The organism is Desulfoconvexum algidum (assembly GCF_055382125.1).
Map to the genome: position 1 here is coordinate 1,058,435 of NZ_AP042394.1, position 19,454 is coordinate 1,077,888.

General features: G+C 47.8%; 16 protein-coding genes and 1 pseudogene. 12 read left to right on the forward strand and 5 right to left on the reverse strand.

Annotated features, from left to right (window positions below; translation table 11 throughout):
- The first annotated feature begins 88 nt into the window (after positions 1-88).
- The 3 genes from ACZ45G_RS04825 (at position 89) to ACZ45G_RS04835 (ending at position 2,251) form a co-directional block, all read left to right on the forward strand.
- Positions 89-436: a DUF3088 family protein gene (locus tag ACZ45G_RS04825; protein ID WP_464175543.1), complete on the forward strand. Its 348-nt coding sequence runs from the start codon at positions 89-91 to the stop codon at positions 434-436.
- Positions 437-559: 123 nt separating this feature from the next.
- Complete coding sequence (locus tag ACZ45G_RS04830; protein ID WP_464175544.1) at positions 560-838, forward strand: hypothetical protein; 279 nt, start codon at positions 560-562, stop codon at positions 836-838.
- 18 nt (positions 839-856) lie between these two features.
- Positions 857-2,251, forward strand: coding sequence for an aminopeptidase P family protein (locus ACZ45G_RS04835; protein ID WP_464175546.1), 1,395 nt, complete (start codon positions 857-859; stop codon positions 2,249-2,251).
- Positions 2,252-2,349: 98 nt separating this feature from the next.
- Here the strand turns inward: ACZ45G_RS04835 and ACZ45G_RS04840 are convergent, their stop codons facing one another.
- The 4 genes from ACZ45G_RS04840 to ACZ45G_RS04855 are packed head-to-tail and all read right to left on the reverse strand — an operon-like array spanning position 2,350 to position 5,815.
- Entirely contained in the window at positions 2,350-3,102 is a 753-nt protein-coding gene (locus ACZ45G_RS04840) for an RNA methyltransferase (protein ID WP_464175548.1), read from the reverse strand.
- Between the two features lie 51 nt (positions 3,103-3,153).
- Positions 3,154-3,600: a D-aminoacyl-tRNA deacylase gene (gene dtd / locus ACZ45G_RS04845; RefSeq protein ID WP_464175550.1), complete on the reverse strand. Its 447-nt coding sequence runs from the start codon at positions 3,598-3,600 to the stop codon at positions 3,154-3,156.
- 15 nt (positions 3,601-3,615) lie between these two features.
- Positions 3,616-4,479 (reverse strand): histidinol-phosphatase, encoded by an 864-nt coding sequence (locus ACZ45G_RS04850; protein WP_464175552.1) that lies wholly within the window; start codon positions 4,477-4,479, stop codon positions 3,616-3,618.
- A 40-nt stretch (positions 4,480-4,519) separates the two neighbouring features.
- A complete protein-coding gene (locus ACZ45G_RS04855) occupies positions 4,520-5,815 on the reverse strand; it encodes a radical SAM protein (RefSeq protein WP_464175554.1) in 1,296 nt (431 codons plus the stop codon).
- Positions 5,816-6,154: 339 nt separating this feature from the next.
- Here ACZ45G_RS04855 and ACZ45G_RS04860 point away from each other — a divergent pair, with 339 nt between their 5' ends.
- The 3 genes from ACZ45G_RS04860 to ACZ45G_RS04870 all read left to right on the forward strand — a co-directional run bounded on the left by ACZ45G_RS04860 (position 6,155) and on the right by ACZ45G_RS04870 (position 10,359).
- On the forward strand, positions 6,155-7,912 hold the full coding sequence (locus tag ACZ45G_RS04860) for a sensor domain-containing diguanylate cyclase (RefSeq protein WP_464175556.1): 1,758 nt from the start codon (positions 6,155-6,157) through the stop codon (positions 7,910-7,912).
- 159 nt (positions 7,913-8,071) lie between these two features.
- Complete coding sequence (locus ACZ45G_RS04865) at positions 8,072-8,500, forward strand: RrF2 family transcriptional regulator (RefSeq protein WP_464175558.1); 429 nt, start codon at positions 8,072-8,074, stop codon at positions 8,498-8,500.
- A 17-nt stretch (positions 8,501-8,517) separates the two neighbouring features.
- Positions 8,518-10,359: an aldehyde ferredoxin oxidoreductase family protein gene (locus ACZ45G_RS04870; protein WP_464175560.1), complete on the forward strand. Its 1,842-nt coding sequence runs from the start codon at positions 8,518-8,520 to the stop codon at positions 10,357-10,359.
- Positions 10,360-10,558: 199 nt separating this feature from the next.
- Here the strand turns inward: ACZ45G_RS04870 and ACZ45G_RS04875 are convergent, their stop codons facing one another.
- Positions 10,559-11,974, reverse strand: coding sequence for a response regulator (locus tag ACZ45G_RS04875; protein WP_464175562.1), 1,416 nt, complete (start codon positions 11,972-11,974; stop codon positions 10,559-10,561).
- 406 nt (positions 11,975-12,380) lie between these two features.
- Between ACZ45G_RS04875 and ACZ45G_RS04880 the strand changes: the two genes are divergently transcribed.
- From ACZ45G_RS04880 to ACZ45G_RS04905, 6 genes and pseudogenes are all read left to right on the forward strand, one after another.
- A complete protein-coding gene (locus tag ACZ45G_RS04880) occupies positions 12,381-13,256 on the forward strand; it encodes a pyridoxamine kinase (protein WP_464175564.1) in 876 nt (291 codons plus the stop codon).
- 450 nt (positions 13,257-13,706) lie between these two features.
- Positions 13,707-13,859, forward strand: a pseudogene (locus ACZ45G_RS04885) (hypothetical protein); the annotation flags it as partial.
- Positions 13,845-15,971, forward strand: coding sequence for a molybdopterin oxidoreductase family protein (locus ACZ45G_RS04890; RefSeq protein WP_464179875.1), 2,127 nt, complete (start codon positions 13,845-13,847; stop codon positions 15,969-15,971). The pseudogene ACZ45G_RS04885 and the gene ACZ45G_RS04890, both read left to right, overlap by 15 nt.
- A complete protein-coding gene (locus ACZ45G_RS04895; protein WP_464175566.1) occupies positions 15,972-16,556 on the forward strand; it encodes a 4Fe-4S dicluster domain-containing protein in 585 nt (194 codons plus the stop codon).
- Positions 16,549-18,507 carry a proton-conducting transporter transmembrane domain-containing protein gene (locus tag ACZ45G_RS04900; RefSeq protein WP_464175568.1) on the forward strand — a complete coding sequence of 653 codons (1,959 nt, stop codon included), beginning with the start codon at positions 16,549-16,551 and terminating at the stop codon, positions 18,505-18,507. Before ACZ45G_RS04895 ends, ACZ45G_RS04900 begins: the two co-directional genes overlap by 8 nt.
- Positions 18,508-18,515: 8 nt before the next feature.
- Positions 18,516-19,451 (forward strand): respiratory chain complex I subunit 1 family protein, encoded by a 936-nt coding sequence (locus ACZ45G_RS04905; protein ID WP_464175570.1) that lies wholly within the window; start codon positions 18,516-18,518, stop codon positions 19,449-19,451.
- Positions 19,452-19,454 lie beyond the last annotated feature (3 nt).

Below are 19,454 nucleotides of genomic sequence, written 5' to 3' on the forward strand. Positions count from 1 at the left end.
ACCCTTTTTTTCAATGCTCCCTGTCTTGACAGCGTGTCGTTGAGCGATTAGAGTCTATCTGTAATTTAATTGTGGAAAGGAGAAAAATATGGAAAAACATCGTCTTTATATGCTCAATCCCTGGCAGGATGCTGATGGCCAGGGTCCTTTTTATTGTCCGGACTGTGGCGTTGTGGAAGGGTTTTTGGCCTATTGCCCTGAAGTAAGAGGCTTGATTGATATCATCCCTGTGGACTATCAAAGGCCCCGACCCCCTATCGTTGAGGCCCTGGGCGTAGAAAATCAGGGGTCTCCGGTTCTGGTCCTGGGCGAAGGCTGTGACCTGCCAAAAATGGTCAAAAAAAGTTTTTCAACCGGCCGGTATTTTATGGATGACGCCCTTGAAATCTGTAACTTTCTGGGAAAATTGTTTCATACCCCAAGGCCCCATCCTTAACGCATTGGGGTATGAAAGCAGTTTTATTCATCTATTGTCGCTGTTTTTGCGCCGCTGACTTTCCGTCCAGTCGATCCGGTTCATGAGCCCCCGGATGATTTGGATGTCCCGGGGGGGTAAGACATGTGCTGCCAAAGAGCCACCGGAAGGTTCTTAACGTGTGATCCGGGTTGTTGTGGTCCAGAAAATCAATATCCTTTAAGGGTTTTTAATTATTCAGGGGCCAGCGGGTTTGCCCTTTCAGTGGGAAAACAGGGGTTTTATGCCCAGGCTGACATGTCGGATGCCCAGGCATTTCACTATGCCAAAAATACAATTGTAATGAACAACTGTTCTGAAGATGCCCAGGGCGGTATCACGGCCTTTCTTGAAAAAAAGACCACGGAATGGAAGAACCAATAAAGGAATAAAAAAACGACTATGTTCAACAAAGAAATTTACCAAATTCGAAGAAATACATTGAAACAGAGGATCGGCAGGGGAGTTGTCCTGCTGTTGGGCCACTCAGAGAGTCCCATAAATTTTGCGGACAACTGCTACCGCTTCCGCCAGGACAGCACCTTTCTCTACTATTCGGGCATCAGCCATCCCGACCTTGCCATGGTGATCGACTGCGATACCGGCCACGAGATCCTGTTCGGCAATGACTACACCATGGACCAGATTGTCTGGATGGGCCCCCAACCCACCATTGCCAAGCGGGCATCCCAAAGCGCCATTACCGATGCCCAACCCCTTGGTAACCTCAAGGAGGTTCTCAACAGTGCAAAAGACCAGGGCCGGCCGGTCCATTTCCTGCCCCCCTACCGGCATCACCATACGATGCGAATGATGGAGTTAATGGGTGTTCCCCTCTGCTCAATGGAGAGCATGGCCTCCCTGGAGCTGATCCGGGCCGTGGTTGACCAGCGAATATACAAGTCTAACCTTGAGGTGGCCGAAATCGAGAAGGCCGTCAACACAAGCGTTGGCATGCACGCCATGGCCATGACAACGGCTATGCCGGGCATGACCGAAGCCCGGGTGGCGGCAGAGGTGGAACGGGTGGCAAAAGCCTTTGACCACCATCTCTCCTTTCCCATCATTGCCACCATCAACGGCCAGACCCTCCACAACCACTACCATGGGAACACCCTCAGGGAGGGACAGCTCTTTCTTCTGGATGCCGGAGCCGAAAACGCCATGGGCTATGCCGGTGATCTTTCAAGCACCTTTCCCGTCTCCCCCACCTTTACCAAAAAACAACGCCAGGTTTACGAAATCGCTCTTACGGCCCATGCCAAGGCGGTCGAAATGCTTGCACCGGGCATTCCCTTCAAGGAGGTCCATCTTGCCGCAAGCCTTGAAATTGCCAAAGGGATGAAAGAGTTAGGGCTGATGAAGGGAAACCCGGAGAGCGCCGTTGAGGCCGGGGCCCATGCCATGTTTTTTCCATCAGGCCTCGGACATATGATGGGCCTTGATGTCCACGACATGGAAAACCTGGGCGAGGTGTGGGTGGGGTATGACGGATCCCCCAAGAGTGAGCAGTTCGGCCTCAAATCCCTTCGCCTTGCAAGGAAACTTGAACCAGGCTTTGTGTTGACCATTGAACCCGGCATCTACTTTATTCCCGAACTCATGGACCTGTGGCGAAAAGAAAAGAGATTCACTGACTTTATAAACTACGCGAAGCTTGACGACTACAGGGAGTTTGGTGGCATCCGAAACGAGGAAAATTTTCTCATCACAGAAACCGGCCACCGTCTCCTGGGCAAACCCAAACCCAAGAGCGTAAAGGAGGTGGAGACCCTCAGAACCGTCGCCTTTGGTTAGGGCTCACTCAAAAATAACTTCACATTTTGGTAGCCGATTCATTCTGTCCTGCTGCGTTGTGAAAATCGGCGTATTCTCGATAATTGGATTAATCTGGTTTATTCATTGGTGTCGTTGTTTTTGCGTCGTTGACTTTCCGTCCAGTCGATCCGGCTCATGAGCCCCCGGATGATTTGGATGTCCCGGGGGGTAAGACCTGCGCTGCCAAAGAGCCGCCGGAAGGTTCTTAAAATGTGATCCGGGTTTTTGGGGTCCAGGAAATCAATATCCTGGAGTGTCCTGCGCATATGGGCAAACATGTGTTCTATCTCTTTTCCCGGGGCCAGCTGCTGGGGAATGGGGTCATGGAATTTTTTCCCGGCATCCGATTTCATAGCAATCTCATATACCAGGATGGAAAGAGAATGGCTCAGGTTCATGGACGGGTAAGCGGCATGGGTGGGAATGGTGATAAAGTGCTGGCAGAGTTCCAGATCCTTTGTCTCAAGCCCGGAATCTTCAGTTCCCATGACAAGGGCTGCACGGGTCCCGTCATCTAAGGCATTGATCTGGGTGGCGGCAGTGGAAGGGGTGTAAAAATTTTTCCGGTATTTGCCGAACCTTCGTGTGGTGCCAAAGGCAATCTGGATGTCATGGAGGGCCGAGGGCAGGTCATCAAAAAGTTCTGCCTGCTCCAGAATTGAAAAGGCGCCCATGGCCATTTTTTTGGCATCAAGGGATCTGTACTCCTGGCAGGGGGCTACCAGGCGAAGGCGGGAAAAACCAAAGTTCATCATGGACCGGCAGACGGATCCTATATTAAGGGGGCCCTGGGGTTTCACCAGGATCATGGTTAGATCTTCAAATTTCATTTTTGTCTCGTTTCCAAGTTTGTTCCAGCCCGGGGGCGATGGGTGATCTCATTAGGTTTCCCGGGTGTCCAGAACCAGGGTGACCGGTCCCTGGTTGACAAGGGAAACATCCATGTTGGCCTGGAATTGTCCGGATTTGGTGACCACGCCTGACTCAATGGCCCGGCCGATGAAATATTCATACAGGGCGTTGGCCCTGTCCGGGGCGGCTGCCCGTGTAAACGAAGGGCGGCGTCCCTTTTTACAGTCTCCCACCAGGGTAAACTGGGAGATGACCAGCAGCTCTGATTTAAGGTCTTTCAGGGAAAGATTCATCTTTCCCCGGTCGTCTTCAAAAATTCTTAGATGAATAATTTTTTCCACCAGAAAATCAGCTTCTCGTTCCGTATCTCCGTCCTGGATCCCCAAAAGGACCATCAGGCCGTTTCCGATGTTGGAAATAATGGTGTTGTCAACCGCTACATGGGCACTTTTTACCCGTTGCACTACTGCTTTCATTTAAATATCCTAGGGTCATTCAATATTTAGGGGCAAGAGCCTTGGTTCGGGCCAACGGGTATCAAACCCCATGGTTTCTAAAATCTCAATGGCATGGGCCACATGGCCGCCGGCCTGGTCTTGCCCGTGGGAATCGTCCCCCGGCACCACAGGGATGTCCAGGGTTTTGATCATTTTAAGAAGGGAGGGGGTAATATAGGGTTCTTTTTCCCCCCGGGTCAGGGGCCTGAGATTAAAATCCATGACCAGGCCCAAGTCTTTGATAAGATGGAGGTTCCTTAAGATTTTTTCCTGGATAACAGGGGATAACAGGCGCTGTTCATATCCTTCCAGGTCATGGATTCGGATCAGGTCAAAATGGCCCACCACAAAGGGGTGCAGATTATTGATCATCTCAAATTGAAGGTCAAAATAATGCAGATACATTTGTTCATGGGAACCGCAATGGCGGACAGCCCGGTCATATTCTTGTCTGGAATAGTCAAAACAGATATCGTCCACATGGTGCACCGAGCCCACAATATACTCGGGCTTAAACTCCTGGATCAGCTTTGTTACATGGGGAAGGTATCCTGTATAGGTTTCTGTCTCCATGCCTGCGTGGATGTGGATCTTAGATTGGTACGCGGCTTTTAACCGCTTTACTTCCGTCATATACCGGGAAAACCGCTGGTACAGATCCCGGGCGGTCAGCCCCTGTTTTATTTCATCCGGGTATCGCATCTGATCGCTGACAGGCGGTATGTGTTCGGTGATGCCAACTCTCTTGAATCCTTTTTCAATATAGGCGCAGACGATCTCTTCCAGCCGGTCCTTGGCATGGCAGCAAAATTGTCCTGAATGTCCTCCGTGGAGGGATATAAGTGATGGTGATGTCATGGCCCATATTTACCACTAACCCCCTGGTAAAATCAAGGGGTCACAATCTTTGGATGATATACAGGAACATGGGCAGGCGGCTCTGGGTTTTAAGGTGGTAAAAGTCAAACAAAACTTCCCTGGAAGGGCTACCGAACTTCAGAGGGGACAGGTAAACGCTTCCCTTGGGCCTGGTGTGGTTTATGCTGCCCCTGACAAGATCCAGCATGGCTAAGGTGTGGGCCTCGGAAAGTCCTCTGTCCATGACAAAGTTGCCGGTCATTTCAACCCGGGCAAATTTTTGGTTAATGGCCTGCATTTTTTCAAAGGCCCTTCTTACCTTCCGGGCGGAAATGGGTTTTCCGATGAGAGACAAGGTGTCATCATCTGCCGATTCAAGGCCGATGTTGATGCAGGTGTGAAAGGGCAGCCGGTTCAGGCGGTCAAAGAGGCGGTCATCGGCGTTGAGCAGGGCATCCACACTACCGAAAAAATAGAGCATGGGTTCTCGCATATAAGAATCGGAAAATCCCAATTCTTCATGGGCTGTCCTGGCGGCATAGAGGATAAGATCCATGGGGGCGTTGAGGGCATCGTGCTCCCCCAGAAAAATGGCATTATAGTTGATAAGGTCCTTGCCGTACAAGGCTTTGAGCGCAATGATCTGATTGCGTATATCCTGCCGGGTTCTTTCCTGGAATACTTTTTTATTTTTTACTTTACAGAACCGGCATTTGTACAGGCAGCCGTCCTGGATGGTGATGGGGATGATGTCATAGTCCGAGTGGCGGGCATCCGGCGGCAAAACCGTTGCCCTGTCCCCGGAGATGGCAAACAGCTTTTTGGCTTTTCGGGCAAGATCTTCGGGAAGAACCTGTTTTATACTCCCAAGCCACTGGGCAGCCTTTGCCGGCAGGGAAGGGGTGTTTACCTCAATCTTGGATAACAGGGTGTGCCAGTCCCCTAAAATCTTCGCCACTTCAGGGGTTTCAAAGGGTTTGCCCCCCAGGAGCGAATTGGTCTGGTACATGAGGTTGGGCAGATAATATTCACCAATGGATTCAACCACGCCGGCATATCCGCCGGTGGAATAATAGACCCAGTCATCGCCCATGGTTCGTTTGAGCCACTCCGACGGGTGGCTCCATCCGTCTTCTTTGGAGCGGGCATGCCGGATTTCGTGGTTCAGGTTAAACTCAAATATGAGTTCAGGGGTTTCTATTCGGGAGAACAGCCCGTATTTAACGGGGTAGCTCATTTTGGTATAGTCCCGGGCTCCCGGGCAGTTTATCTCGATGGAAACCTGTTGGTCTTTATATGTAAGGGCAGGGTAGTTTGCCAGGCTTATTTTATCCATTTATGTCCATGGGATCCTTTCTTCCCAGTATTGTGTCACCGCTCCCTGTTTATAATTGAATCGCTGTTTTTTGCAATATTTTTTTTTAATTTTTGCATCCTTTCTTGTTCAGTAAATGGCCATGGTCTGTTCGTGACCAACAAAACTAATTTTCTTGACTTCTGCATCTCCGAGACATAAAAAAAGCAACCTTTGGAGCCTGTTTAATTCATTTTACACCATGGGGTAAGGAAAAAACTAACTGGACATTCCTGAATCAAGCATAACCTTTATGAACCGATAAAAGAGTATAGATAAAAAATTAATCAAAAGCAGACTCGATAGGAAAAAATTGAAAGAATGAATCATATCCATTCCAAACTTGTTTTTATTGTATTTTTTTTGAATATGGTTTTCATCGCAATATCCGGTTGCCTGATGTCTGTCTCGGCGAATCCCGTATCTGCTAACATACAACCCAACGAACGATTTTCAAAAATCTCTTTGGGGCAATACTCGGAGATCCTGGAAGATCCACAAGGCATATTTACGATTGAAGACGTGGCACAGGAACCCTTTAAGAAAAGATTTAGGCCCAATAATGGGTCCAACATCAGTCTCGGAATGACACCTTCGGCTTATTGGATTAGATTCCGATTACCTGCAAAAAGTGTTCTATCCAACAACCTGATTATTGTTTGTGATAGTGCAACACTCAAAGAGGTTACGCTATATCTTCCGTTAAAAAACCATGACCGGGATTACATGGAGATGTCCGGCGGGTGGAATATGAAATATCCGAAACAGGACGCCAGTTTTCTGATGCCAGCTTTCAGTATTTCGCCATCGACTGATTTTTCCCAAGATATCTATGTCCGCGTCAAAACGCCGTATACCATGTCTTTTCAGTTGCAATTGTTCGATATGCAGTCTTTTCAGCATCACAGCTGGTTTTTAATGATGCTGGTATTCTTATGCCTGGGCATTTTGTTAGCCATGATCTTGTATAACATTAGCTTGAGCTTGTTTCTAAAAGACCGCAATTATATCATTTATGTGCTGTATATGTTTTTTCAGGTTGTTTATCAAATCTCCCTGACCGGTGCAGGCCATATGTTAAATGTCAGCCTGGGCGATTGGCTGCTCAATAATCTGGTTCAATCAGCGAGTATCATGACTTTCATGGCCGCCCTTTTTTCCCGGGAGTTTAACTTCACCAAACAAAATGCCCCCGTCCATTACTGGCTGTCAAACGCAGTAATGGCCGCTGCATGTATAACCGCAGTAATCGCCTGGGCAGGCTTGCCTTTCCTGGCCAATAAACTCATTCATATTATTGCCATCCTATTAATACTAATCGTGCTCTCCACCGGTATTCGGGTTGCCTTGAAAGGATATAAACCGGCCTTATATTTCATTATTGCCTGGTCGACAATGCTTATTGGTGCCGCAATTTTCACCCTAAGGGGCTTGGGCTTGCTCACCGCGAATGCGATCACTTTCTATTCAATTTTGATCGCATCAGCCCTGGAATCAATTCTTTTATCAATTGCCCTGGCCGACCGAATCCGAATATTGCAAAATGAAAGGAATTTGCTGGAAACCGAAAAAATAAAACTGTCAAGGGAGTCTACGAGTGATGCGTTGAGCGGTTTGTATAACCGTCGTTATTTGGACCGCCTCTTACCCCGGCAGGTCGAAAAATCCCATTTTATGAAGCAGCCCTTAGCCCTATTGGTCATCGACATTGATAATATGAAACATTACAATGACACCTATGGGCACCAAGAAGGAGACCACCTTATTTCAGGTATCGGACAGGCCATTTTATCATCCATCCGGGATAATGATTGGGCCTGCCGTTATGGCGGGGAAGAATTTGTTGTGATAATGCCAGGCACAGATATTAACGATGCCAGGATGGTGGGGAGTCGAATATCTAACAGCTTCAAGGCATTTCGTTTTAGGCCCCGGGTGGACCTCGAACTTCAATGGTCCATCAGTATAGGCGTATCCCAGATGATCCCCAATGAAACCGCGGCTTCCTTATTTAATCGGGCAGATCAAGCGCTCTACGAGGCAAAGTCCAGCGGGAGGGACCGTATTGAAATAGCCTGAGTAAATCTGTTTCCTGATTGTTTAACAATTCAAATGAAGCGGCTGAACCTGTTATTTTTTAAAAATTATTGAATTTATGGCTGAATATATGCTACGGTGACTGTAACATATAGGGGTCTGTGTGTATCGGGGTAAGAATAAAGTTAAAGGGTCGGTTTTATGTCCGCATCAACCAAACTCTCCCATTCTGTTAAAGCATTGTGTTTTCTGGCACAATCCGGGCCGAATCCCCGGAATAGCGCTGAAATTTCCAGACATACCGGTGTCAATGCGTCAAAGCTCAGAAAGCTGCTTTCTAATCTTGCCACGGTAAACATTGTTCAAAGCGTCCAAGGCCCTTCCGGCGGCTTTATGCTGGCAAAGGATCCCTCGGATATTCATCTCCAGGATATTTATTGCGCCCTTGAAGATCGAAAGGCTTTTTATCTTGATGTGACTGAGAATCCAGAACATGAAATGCCCCAGGCCGGGCAGGTTAATTTCTTTTTTCTGGATCTTTTTGGTGAAATTCAAGTGGAAATAGAAGAGAAAATGAGACAGATTACCCTGTCAAAAATTTTGGGTCAAATTGCAGCCAAAACTGCATAAAAAAAGGAGAAAACGTTGTGAAAGGATGGATGGGGAAAATTCTTCGTGTTGATTTGACAACCGGAGAGATAAAAGATGAATTGATAGACCCGCAGGTTGCCAAAGATTATATTGGCGGCAGAGGGATCGGCATCTATTACCTGAATAAGGAAATGGATCCAGCGTGTGATCCTTTTTCGCCAGAAAACCTCATGGTCATGATGACCGGCCCCCTTACCGGAACTGCTGCGCCCACCGGAGCACGGTATATGGTGATGACCAAGTCGCCCTTGACCGGTGCCATTACATGCTCTAATTCCGGGGGCATGATGCCACGGGATATGAAGCGTGCCGGGTATGATGGGATTATTTTTAAAGGCAAATCTGAAAAACCTGTTTTTTTGTTTGTAGACAACGGCAAAGCCGTGCTGAAAGACGCTGAGCATCTCTGGGGAAAGACCGTTCCTGAGACCACGGATCTTCTTTTGGCCCAGACAGATCCCAAGGCACGCGTGGCGTGCATTGGGCCTGCCGGAGAAAACAAGGTTCTTTTTGCAGGGATCATGAACGAAAAACATCGTGCAGCAGGAAGGTCAGGCGTTGGTGCCGTGATGGGCTCCAAAAATCTCAAAGCAGTTGTCATTTTGGGAAAGGGTAAAATACCCCTTGCAGATCCAGAAGGGTTTAAGTTGTTCAACCAGAAGATTCTCCATCAGTACACAAGCGAGGCAAAAAAAACGCCGGTGGGTCTGACCATAAATGGCACGGCAGGCGTGGTCGCCGTTACCCAGGCAAAGGGGATACTCCCCACGAAAAACTGGCAGCAGGGTGAGTTTGACGGATGGGAAGATATTCAGGGGACAACACTCACCGAAAAGTATCTTGTCAAGAATCAAGGGTGCTTTGGCTGTCCCATTAAATGTGGCAGAATCACAAAGGTGACAGAGCCGGGCTTTGAAGGTGAAGGGGAAGGGCCTGAATATGAGACTGTCTATGCCATGGGCTCAAATTGCATGATCGATAATCTTGCCGCCATCACCAAGGCCAACTATCTTTGCAATGAGCTTGGTCTTGATACCATCACAATGGGGGCAACTGTGGCCTGTGCCATGGAACTGGTCGATCGGGGGTATTTGAGCGAAGATGAAGTCGGCAGATCCCTGAAATGGGGAGAGGGCGACGCATTGGTAGAACTTACGCGTCAGACCGCATATCGTGAAGGGTTTGGAGATAAACTGGCCGATGGCAGTTATCGTCTTGCAGAGGGGTGTGGGCATCCGGAACTTGCCATGGTCTCCAAAAAACAGGAATTCCCAGGCTATGAACCCCGTGGGGCAAAGGCCATGGGGCTTGCCTATGCCACCTCTCCCATAGGGGGATCTCATATGCGCGGTGACCCGGCATATTTTGAGATTTTCGGAACTACCTTTGCCATGGATCCTCTGGCCACCGAGGGAAAAGCAGGCCCGACAAAGAGAATTCAGGATCTGTCCGCCATTGTCGATGCCGCAGGGTTATGCATCTTTTTTGGCGCCAGAATGCTTGCGGAAAAAGATACTACCATGTCCCCCACGGGCATGTTGGAATACCTCAATAGGGCAACAGGCGCGGATTACTCCATTGAAGAGTTGGTCAATGCTGCAGAGCGCATTATCAATGCAGAGCGCATGTTTATTGTCAATGCCGGCTTTGACAGGAAAGACGATTCGCTTCCGAAACGGTTGACCGATGAGCCCCTTCCCTCAGGTCCTGCAAAGGGTGAAGTGTGTGATCTGGAGACAATGCTCGATGACTATTATAAGGTGCAGGGATGGGATAACAACGGTGTCCCCAGCAACAAGACCCTTGAAAAACTTGGATTGCTTCCCCCTGGGAAGTAATCCTGATAAACAAAAGTGTTTGTTCTAAAATTTTAACAGACAAGGCATGGTTTTTGGCCAGGTGCGGCATCATACCACTGGTATTTTAATGGCCTGGCCAGAAACTGCAACACTGCAGCCGGGGGTTTTTGGGGAGCCCAATCAGGTAGCCAGGTGGTTTTCGTCAAACGCTAATAAATTCCATCATGGTGCCCAACATTTAGTCCCCTTTAAACATCAGTTGGTCGTTAAATACACCAGCGTCAATCCATTCCTGGTACTTGTTGTCCTGGGCAATCCATGTGAAAAACAGATCCACACACTCGGGGCATAATTGGGTTCCCCTGACATCTTTAATGATCTGCAGGGCTTTTTCCATCTTCATACCGGTACGATAGGGCCGGTTGCTTGTTAATGCGTGGAAGGTATCAGCAACTGCTGTGATTCTCGCCCATAGCGGGATATTTGACCCTTTGAGTCCACTGGGATATCCTTTTCCGTCCATACGTTCGTGGTGATAGCGAACCATGGGAACAATATCGGTGAGGCTTTCAATCGGGGCAAGGATATTTGCCCCAATATCCGGGTGCTGTTTGATGCAGTCAAATTCCTGTTTATTGAGACGGCCAGGTTTTAACAAAATGGCATCACTGATGCCTATTTTGCCGATGTCGTGGAGGTGACCGCCAATGAGAATGTTTTGAACATCCTGGTTGGAGGCCCCGGAAAGTTTGAGCAGATCCGCTGCAATCTTTGCCACGGCTATGGAATGCCCTTTGGTGTATGTGTCCCTTGCTTCCAGAGCGTTGACAAGGCTGGTGATGGTGGACAACATCATACGACGTTCGGAATCAAGGCGTTCCCGGTCCTTGAGCAGCATGACAAAATGATCAGACAGCATTTTGTCCACAAGAATGGTGACCTGGTCCATATTAAATGGTTTGACCAGGTATGCCTGGGCCCCTCTTTGGAGCATTCTCTGCATGTGCCCCCTGTCACTGTTGGCACTCATGACAACAAAGGGAATAGTTTTGAACCGGTTATCCTTCTGAACGGCTTCGCAGAATTCAAACCCGTTCATGATCGGCATGTCAATATCAGAAAGGATCAGGTCCGGGATGGAAGATTCTATTTTCTGCAGGGCATCAGAGCCGTTTTTGGCAGTCAGTATCTGGTAGCCTGACTTGGAGAGTTCCGTGGTCACCAGGTGCCTGATCATGGCTGAATCATCAACAATCATGATTCGTTTGGACGTGTTGAAGCTTGATTTGGATAAAATGGTTTTTACAGTGGTGTACAACTGACGGGTTATTTCATCTTTTGACAGGTAGGCGGATGCCCCACTTTGGAACCCCTTGTTGATATCATCTTCAGAATCAAAGGAGCTGATAATCAGGATAGGGATGCCTCTGGTGGAATGATTTTCCTTAAGCTCCTGGCACAGTTGTATCCCATTTTTATGGGGCATTTCCACATCGGTTATGATCAGGTCAAAATGATTGTTCCGCGCTAGCTCCAGCCCAATCTTGCCATCACTGGCTTCCATTGTGTCGCAGTCAAACTCAGCCAGGAATCCTTTGATGATATTGCGCATCATCTGGCTGTCATCCACAATGAGGATGTTCTGTTTGGCCATGCCAACTCCTCTCAAACGTTGAGTGTGTCTTCTGTTTTTTCAATCCTTTCTGAAGAGACAGGCATACCCGGCACTGGCCGTCAGAACCCTCGTCGGATTTTGTATACACTGTAATTGCACAAATATAAATCCCGTGTCAAGAGGATCTGTGCAATCCAGGTATTTGCAAAGCATCATCATGACATACATTGCTCATAAACTCAGGCCTGCATGTTGAAACTTCAATCGTGAGATACCAATTGACAATCAGAGGGGGGAAGCTTAAATTTAGGTGGTGCTGTTTTTACCATGAATTTACTAAAATCTCAGAGAACTTACAGAAAAGAAAGTCAGGGATATCATGAATTCATAAATTGTGGGTGCTTTGCCAGTTGACATATGAATGAAGATTAATCAGGGAGAAAAAATGCAGAATTCCATACCAAGAGTGGCTGCCATCCATGACCTTTCCGGGTTTGGCCGGGCATCCTTGACCGTCATAATACCGATACTTTCAACCTTGGAAGTTCAGGTCTGTCCCCTGCCCACGGCGGTTTTGTCCACCCATACCGGTGGTTTCAATGACTATCACTTCGTGGACCTGACCGAAGAGATGATTCCCATCATCGATCACTGGAAATCCCTTGATATTACCTTTGATGCAATTTATAGCGGTTTTTTGGGATCCCCCCGACAGGTGGATATTGTCATTGATTTTATCAAAACATTTGCTCAGCCCAGGCAATATGTGGTCGTAGACCCGGTAATGGGTGATAATGGGAAGGTCTACCAGACCATGGGACCGGAGATGATTCGGGAAATGCGGCAATTGGTCGGCATGGCCGATATCATCACGCCTAATTTTACCGAAGCCGCCTTTCTTCTGGACGAGCCTTATTCCGAAAGTATGACGGCCAGACAGGTCAAGCAATGGATCATCCGACTCAGTGAAATGGGGCCGGGTAAAGTGATCCTGACCAGCGTGCCGGAACCGGGAAGAAAGAAAGTTTCGGCGGTTGTGGCCTATGACAGGGAAGATGGCCGGTTCTGGAAGGTGGATTGCACCTATATCCCGGCCTATTACCCGGGCACCGGTGATGCCTTTGCCAGTGTCATTGTCGGCAGCCTTCTGCAGGGTGACAGTCTGCCCATAGCCCTGGACCGGGCAGTCCAGTTTGTATCCATGGCGATCCGGTCGACTTTCGGCTACAGCAACCCCAGCAGGGAAGGGGTGCTTTTAGAAAAGGTGTTGCCCAACCTCAGGGCACCGGTAACCTCAAGCAGCTATGAAATGATGGAATAGCTGTAAAATGATGGCGCGTAAAATCAGGGTCGCTTTATGGGAATCCAATATTATTTTATTTTTTGGGACGAAAAACGAGTTGCAACAGCCGGTTTTACAATATGAAAAAGATGTTGACACATTGCCCTTAAAAAAACACTATCTATGGGGTATAAAATCGTAATAATATCTACCATGGTTCTCATCAATATTTTTCTTTAGTCCTTGTCTTTCAAGGCTTAAGGAACATTTCTTTAGTTTTAAATTTCTGTTTTTCTCCAAATTTCACCTTTTTTTTCGCAACGCTTAAGCTGCGTGGCATTCATGTTGCTAACTTGCCTTTTGTCATAAATTTTATTGTCCCCTTTCCCGAAGGAGAGCCGGGTAGCAAAATTTATTTTAAGCGTGAAGTGAACTTGAAATTGAATAAAGGTGGGAGACCATGTCTAAAAAATCATCAAGGAGAGGATCATGAAACGTATCCAGACGACCTGTCCCTATTGTGGCTGTGGATGCAACATAGATCTGATCGTTAAAAACGACAGAATTATCAAAGCAGAACCAACAGCAGGCCACCCTGTAAACCATGGGGAATTATGCCTGAAAGGATTGTATGGCTGGGAATTTGTCCATTCTTCCGAAAGACTTACACAGCCCCTTATCAGAAAAAAGAACGGGCAGTATTCAAGGGGAGGCGAGCTTAGTGCATCCACCTGGGAAGAGGCATTTGCTCTTATCAAGGAGAAGATCACCAGCGTTAAAAATGATTTCGGGCCGGACGCTTTCATGGGCTTATCTTCGGCAAGATGCACCAACGAAGAGAATTATATCTTTCAAAAATTTTTCAGAACAGTGATAGGAACCAACAATATTGACCACTGCGCAAGGCTGTGACATGCGCCAACTGTGGCCGGTCTGGCCAAGAGCCTTGGAAACGGATCAATGACAAACGACTTCAGCGAGTTCTCCAGTAAGAGCGGTTGTTTTTTTATCATCGGTTCAAACACAAGCCACAATCACCCCATAATTGCAATGCACCTTCAACAGGGGATAGAAAAAGGGGCTAAACTCATCGTTGTGGATCCCAAACGAACGGAAATGGCACAAAAGGCAGATGTTTTTTTACAAATTCCACCGGGGTATAATATCCCCACACTCAACTGCATCATGAATGTCATCATTGAAGAAAATCTTTATAATAAAACATTTGTAGAAAAATTTACAACGGGGTTTGAATATCTCAAAATGGCAGTTGAACCCTACACGCCCAAAGCTGTAGGTAAACTTACGGGTGTTGAGCCTGGACTCTTTGTAGCGGCAGCAAGGCTTTACGCCACAAATTCACCATCCGCGATTCTTTATGCAATGGGGCTTACCCAGTTTTCCTCGGGAACAGGAAACGTATGGTCTGTTTCAAACCTTGCCGCAATTACCGGAAACCTTGGCATTGAAGGCGCCGGCGTAAATCCCCTCCGGGGCCAGAACAATGTACAGGGCGCCTGTATGCTGGGAGCACTTCCAACTGTCTTGCCAAGCGGAAAACCCGTCACAAATGATGGAGACCGCGGCGCGCTTGAAAAAATCTGGGATTGCAAATTACCGGAAAAACCGGGGTTCGTGCTTACGGAAGCACCGGAGAAAATGGAGAAAGGTGACATTAAATTTCTCTATATAATGGGCGAAAACCCTGCTGTTTCAGATCCATGGACAGATCATTTCCTCCATTCCCTGGAGCATCTTGATTTCATGCTTGTTCAGGATATCTTCCTGACACAAACCGCAGCCCATGCCGACCTTGTTTTGCCTGCCGCCTGTTTCGCAGAAAAAGACGGTACCTTTGTCAATACCTCAAGAAGGGTCCAACTCGTAAACAGGGCAGTCCCCCCTCCGGGGAATGCAATGGGTGATCTGGAGATCATCTGTCAAATGGCAAAAAACAGTGGCGTCAAAGGGTTTGACTATAGAAATGCCGAAGAGGTTTGGAATGAGATTAGGGTTGTCAACCAGAATCAATTTGGCGGCATGGATTTTAAACGGCTCAAAGATACCAATGGGCTCTGTGCGCCATGCCCGACTTCCGATCATCCGGGAACCCCCTGCCTCTACAAGGGGTCTATCTTCAATACGCCTGACAAAAAGGCGGTACTTGTTCCGGTTGTTTTTACCCCGGAATTTTCAGAAAAAGAAAATCTTGCAGAAATCTGGAAAACCAAACTCTGCCTGCCCCCTGGATATCCCTTCATGGCCGGTTCTATCATTGAAAAAAGATCAGATGAATACCCCTGTATCCTTACGACGGGACGCTATGTTTACCAATACCATACCGGAACCATGACAAGGCGCTGTCCTCCGCTCATGGATGGAGCGGACCAATATCGCCATGCCGTGGAGATTGGTGAGCAGATGGCAATGGAATATGGATTGTCAGAGGGTGATTTTGTAAAGATTGAAAATAAAAGGGGAATGATTGCAACCAGTGTAAGAATCATGGAAAGGATTCCCAAACATACGATTTTTGGAACCTTTCACTACTGGGAGGCAAATGTGAATGAGCTTACGGTGGCCGATCATCTTGATCCTGTCTCTAAAATACCCGAACTGAAAATAGCTGCGGTCAGAATAACCCAGATTCCTGAAAATGAATATCTTTCCATTTTGGATGACAAAAGAGCGAAGTATTTTCCTGACATCAATGCCAGATTAAGGGGTGAAATCAATGCCCCGAGGGGTAATTAAATGAACCATCCGGTTTCCAAAAAAATTAACGGGTTTGTAATTTGTGACCCTGGTAAATGTATTGGATGTCACACCTGCCTTGCAGCCTGCTATCAATCTGCAAAGGAGAGGGGAAAAGTCGCAAAGCCGAGGCTTACAATGGTTACAACCATGGGGGGGACCATGCCCAATCAATGTCGCCAGTGTGAAGACGCTCCCTGTGCAAAGGTCTGCCCGACCGGTGCCCTTGAAATCACCGAAGACAGGGTTGCCGTGAATGAACAGCTATGCATCGGCTGCAAAATGTGCATTCTTGCCTGTCCCTTTGGCTGCCTTCAACCTGCATCAGAACCCATGCCTTCCGTTGACTACAGCACTGAATACTACGTGTCGCCCCTTGAAACAAGGAACGGCAGTAAAACCGTCGCCATCAAGTGTGATCTGTGCCAAGGGTCGGAACAGGGACCTGCCTGCGTTAATGTATGTCCTGTCCATGCACTCATCCACATAAAGGCAAATGACGTTTCATCCTTACAGATTGCGTCAAAGTCAAATGAGGCGGTGGCAAGTTTGATTTCATCCATGGGGGAGATCAAAAATGGCTGAACTTTATCTGATGTATTTTGCGGCAGCTCTGATTTCCCTGGCCTTATACCGAAGCCCCAGGCTTTCATCCATAACAGGTTTTCTCATCCCCTCGGCAGTCTCTGCATGGGGGGTCTGGTTTTTTATTTCCCATATGGAGGGCAGCACCACCCTTGAACTGATGTTCCCTCTCATGACAGCCAGGTTTTTACTTGACCCGCTCTCCTGCTTTTTCTCTTTTGTGATCTGCCTTGTTGCCATGGCAGCGTCCCTGTATGGATTTCACTATTCACAGACCTATAAACAGAAGGGCGGTACCGGAACCATGGGATTTTTTTTCAATCTTTTCATCGTTTCAATGCTTCTGGTTGTATCGGCTGCCCAAATTTTCTGGTTTATGGTCTTCTGGGAACTCATGACCCTTACCTCATATTTTCTCATCTGGTTTAACGACTCGGCAAAAACCAAACAGGCAGCCAATCTTTACATGATCATGGCCCATCTTGGCGGTGCTCTGATACTTGTGGGTTTTCTTCTCCTCTCAACCATCACAGGGTCATTAAATTTTGAAAGCTTTGCCGACGCCTCTGTCTCTCCTTTCATGGCAACCGTTATTTTTCTCCTTTTTTTCATTGGTTTCGGTGCAAAGGCCGGTATCTTTCCTGTTCATGTCTGGCTGCCCGAGGCACACCCGGCAGCGCCCTCCCATGTATCTGCTTTGATGTCGGCGGTAATGATCAAAACCGCCATATACGGCATCATCCGAACCTGCACCTGGCTGCCCGTTCAGGAGTGGTGGGGAATTTTAATCATTGTTATAGGGGGGCTTTCCGCCCTTCTTGGGGTGCTCTACGCCCTTGTTCAAAACGATATAAAGGCTTTTCTGGCCTACAGCTCTGTTGAGAACATCGGCATTATTCTCCTGGGGGTGGGAACCGGCATCTATGGACTTGCCATTGGCAACACACTTATTTCGGCCGCAGGTTTTCTTGGGGGCCTCTACCACGTATTGAGCCACGCAACCTTCAAGGGACTTCTTTTTCTTGGCGCCGGAAGTGTCATCCATTCAACGGGTTCCAATAATATGGAGGTCCTGGGAGGGCTCGCAAAAAAAATGCCCCTGACGGCCGTCGCTTTTCTCATCGGCTCAATGGCCATCTGTGCACTGCCGCCCTTAAACGGTTTTGCAAGTGAATGGATGACATTCCAATCAATGGTCACAGGTGCCGTGGGCGGCGGAATAACGGTGATGATTCTATTTCCCATTGCCATTCTTGCCCTGGCCCTCACAGGATCACTTGCTGTCATGTGTTTTGTAAAGTTGTACGGCATTATCTTCACCGGAATACCAAGAAATAAAGAAATATGGGAAAATGCCGGTGAGGCTCCCTGGAGCATGGTGGGCGGAATGTATATTCTTGTGATCTGTTGTGTTCTTTTTGGCATGGGTGCCCCCCTGGTGGTGCAAAAAATCATGGGGGTTGTAACCAGTATCTGCCCCTCATCCTTTACCGCCACTGCCGGTGTGTCTGTTCTTTCCCCCATGGGTGCCCTTGTCTCTCCGTCCCTTCTTTTTATTCTCATGATTTCCCTGCTGATGCTTCCTGTAATTTTGACGCTTTTGTTAAAAGGAACCATTACAAGGGGAACAGACCCGTGGGTATGCGGATTCAAGTATTCAACCAGAATGCAGATGAACGCATCTTCGTTTACTGGCGCCCCCCGGCAACTCATGAAATGGCTCTACCAGAGCGAGGTCATATTTGAAGAAACAGACAAATACTTTGGCCGGGTAAAATACAGCAATAGCCCAAGGGAAATCTGGTGGGAGATGATTTACAAAAAGTTGGGAATTTTCTTTTCCTGGGCCGGTGAAAAAGCGGGGATCATACAGAATGGAAGGATGCAGATTTATGCTTCCTATGTTCTTGTGGTTTTCGCTATTTTTATAATCATAGCAATGTATTTTTAGGGGGTATTATGGATAGCATGGAAATAATGATCATCATCATACAGACAGTGAGTATTATTCTTGTTGCCCCCATCTTCCACGGAATTGGAAGGATGATGGCGGCCCGGTTTCAGAGCAGAAGCGGTCCTCCTGACCCATTTCAGACCTGCAGGGATATCATAAAACTTTTTAAAAGATCAGAAACCCTTCCCGGGCAATCCTCCTGGTTTTTTCGATCTGCCCCATGGATGATTTTTGCCATTGCCGGTGTTCTTGCAGCCGTCATTCCAGCGGTGGCAACCTCTGCCCAATACGGTATGGTTTCAGACCTTTTTGTCATCGTCTACCTGCTGGCTTTTCTCCGTTTTGTCTTCGGGATTGCTGCACTGGATACCGCAAGTCCTTTTGCAGGAATTTCTGCCAGCCGGGAGCAGGTCCTCTCCTTGTTTGTTGAGCCGACCTTTGTTCTGGCTTTACTGGTCGTTGTGCTCCTTGCCGGTGGAACAACCAATCTTGTGGAAATAAGAATGCTTGTTGAATCGGGAGGGGTAAATTTAATGACCCCCTCTTTTATTCTGGCAGGACTAGCCTTTCTCTGGGCAACCTATGCCGAAACCGGGAAAAAACCCTACGATGTAACCGAGGCTGAGCAGGAACTTCAGGAAGGACTCCTGGCTGAATACAGCGGTAAAAGGCTGGCATTGTCCCAGGTTGGGTTTCTGGTAAAACAATGCGCAATGGCAGGGCTGTTTATTTCGATTTTCTGCCCGTGGCCATATGTTGACAATCGACTGGCGGCTCTGCTGTTCTTTCTTGTAAAGCTCTGCCTCTTCTTTGTCTTGACATCATATATTGAACACTTCAGCTCACGCTTTACCATCCTCAAAATTAAATCTTCTGCCATTGGTGCCTTCAGCGTCTCGTGTGCAGCATTGATTCTTTTAATCGTCGGGAGGTTAGGATAATGA

Coding starts and splice junctions, on each gene's coding strand:
- ACZ45G_RS04880 (WP_464175564.1), top strand. CDS start 12,381: ATGCAGAATTCCATACCAAGAGTGGCTGCCATCCATGACCTTTCCGGG.
- ACZ45G_RS04825 (WP_464175543.1), top strand. CDS start 89: ATGGAAAAACATCGTCTTTATATGCTCAATCCCTGGCAGGATGCTGAT.
- ACZ45G_RS04850 (WP_464175552.1), bottom strand. CDS start 4,479: ATGACATCACCATCACTTATATCCCTCCACGGAGGACATTCAGGACAA.
- ACZ45G_RS04865 (WP_464175558.1), top strand. CDS start 8,072: ATGTCCGCATCAACCAAACTCTCCCATTCTGTTAAAGCATTGTGTTTT.
- ACZ45G_RS04905 (WP_464175570.1), top strand. CDS start 18,516: ATGGATAGCATGGAAATAATGATCATCATCATACAGACAGTGAGTATT.
- ACZ45G_RS04835 (WP_464175546.1), top strand. CDS start 857: ATGTTCAACAAAGAAATTTACCAAATTCGAAGAAATACATTGAAACAG.
- ACZ45G_RS04875 (WP_464175562.1), bottom strand. CDS start 11,974: ATGGCCAAACAGAACATCCTCATTGTGGATGACAGCCAGATGATGCGC.
- ACZ45G_RS04900 (WP_464175568.1), top strand. CDS start 16,549: ATGGCTGAACTTTATCTGATGTATTTTGCGGCAGCTCTGATTTCCCTG.
- ACZ45G_RS04830 (WP_464175544.1), top strand. CDS start 560: ATGTGCTGCCAAAGAGCCACCGGAAGGTTCTTAACGTGTGATCCGGGT.
- ACZ45G_RS04860 (WP_464175556.1), top strand. CDS start 6,155: ATGAATCATATCCATTCCAAACTTGTTTTTATTGTATTTTTTTTGAAT.
- ACZ45G_RS04840 (WP_464175548.1), bottom strand. CDS start 3,102: ATGAAATTTGAAGATCTAACCATGATCCTGGTGAAACCCCAGGGCCCC.
- dtd (WP_464175550.1), bottom strand. CDS start 3,600: ATGAAAGCAGTAGTGCAACGGGTAAAAAGTGCCCATGTAGCGGTTGAC.
- ACZ45G_RS04895 (WP_464175566.1), top strand. CDS start 15,972: ATGAACCATCCGGTTTCCAAAAAAATTAACGGGTTTGTAATTTGTGAC.
- ACZ45G_RS04855 (WP_464175554.1), bottom strand. CDS start 5,815: ATGGATAAAATAAGCCTGGCAAACTACCCTGCCCTTACATATAAAGAC.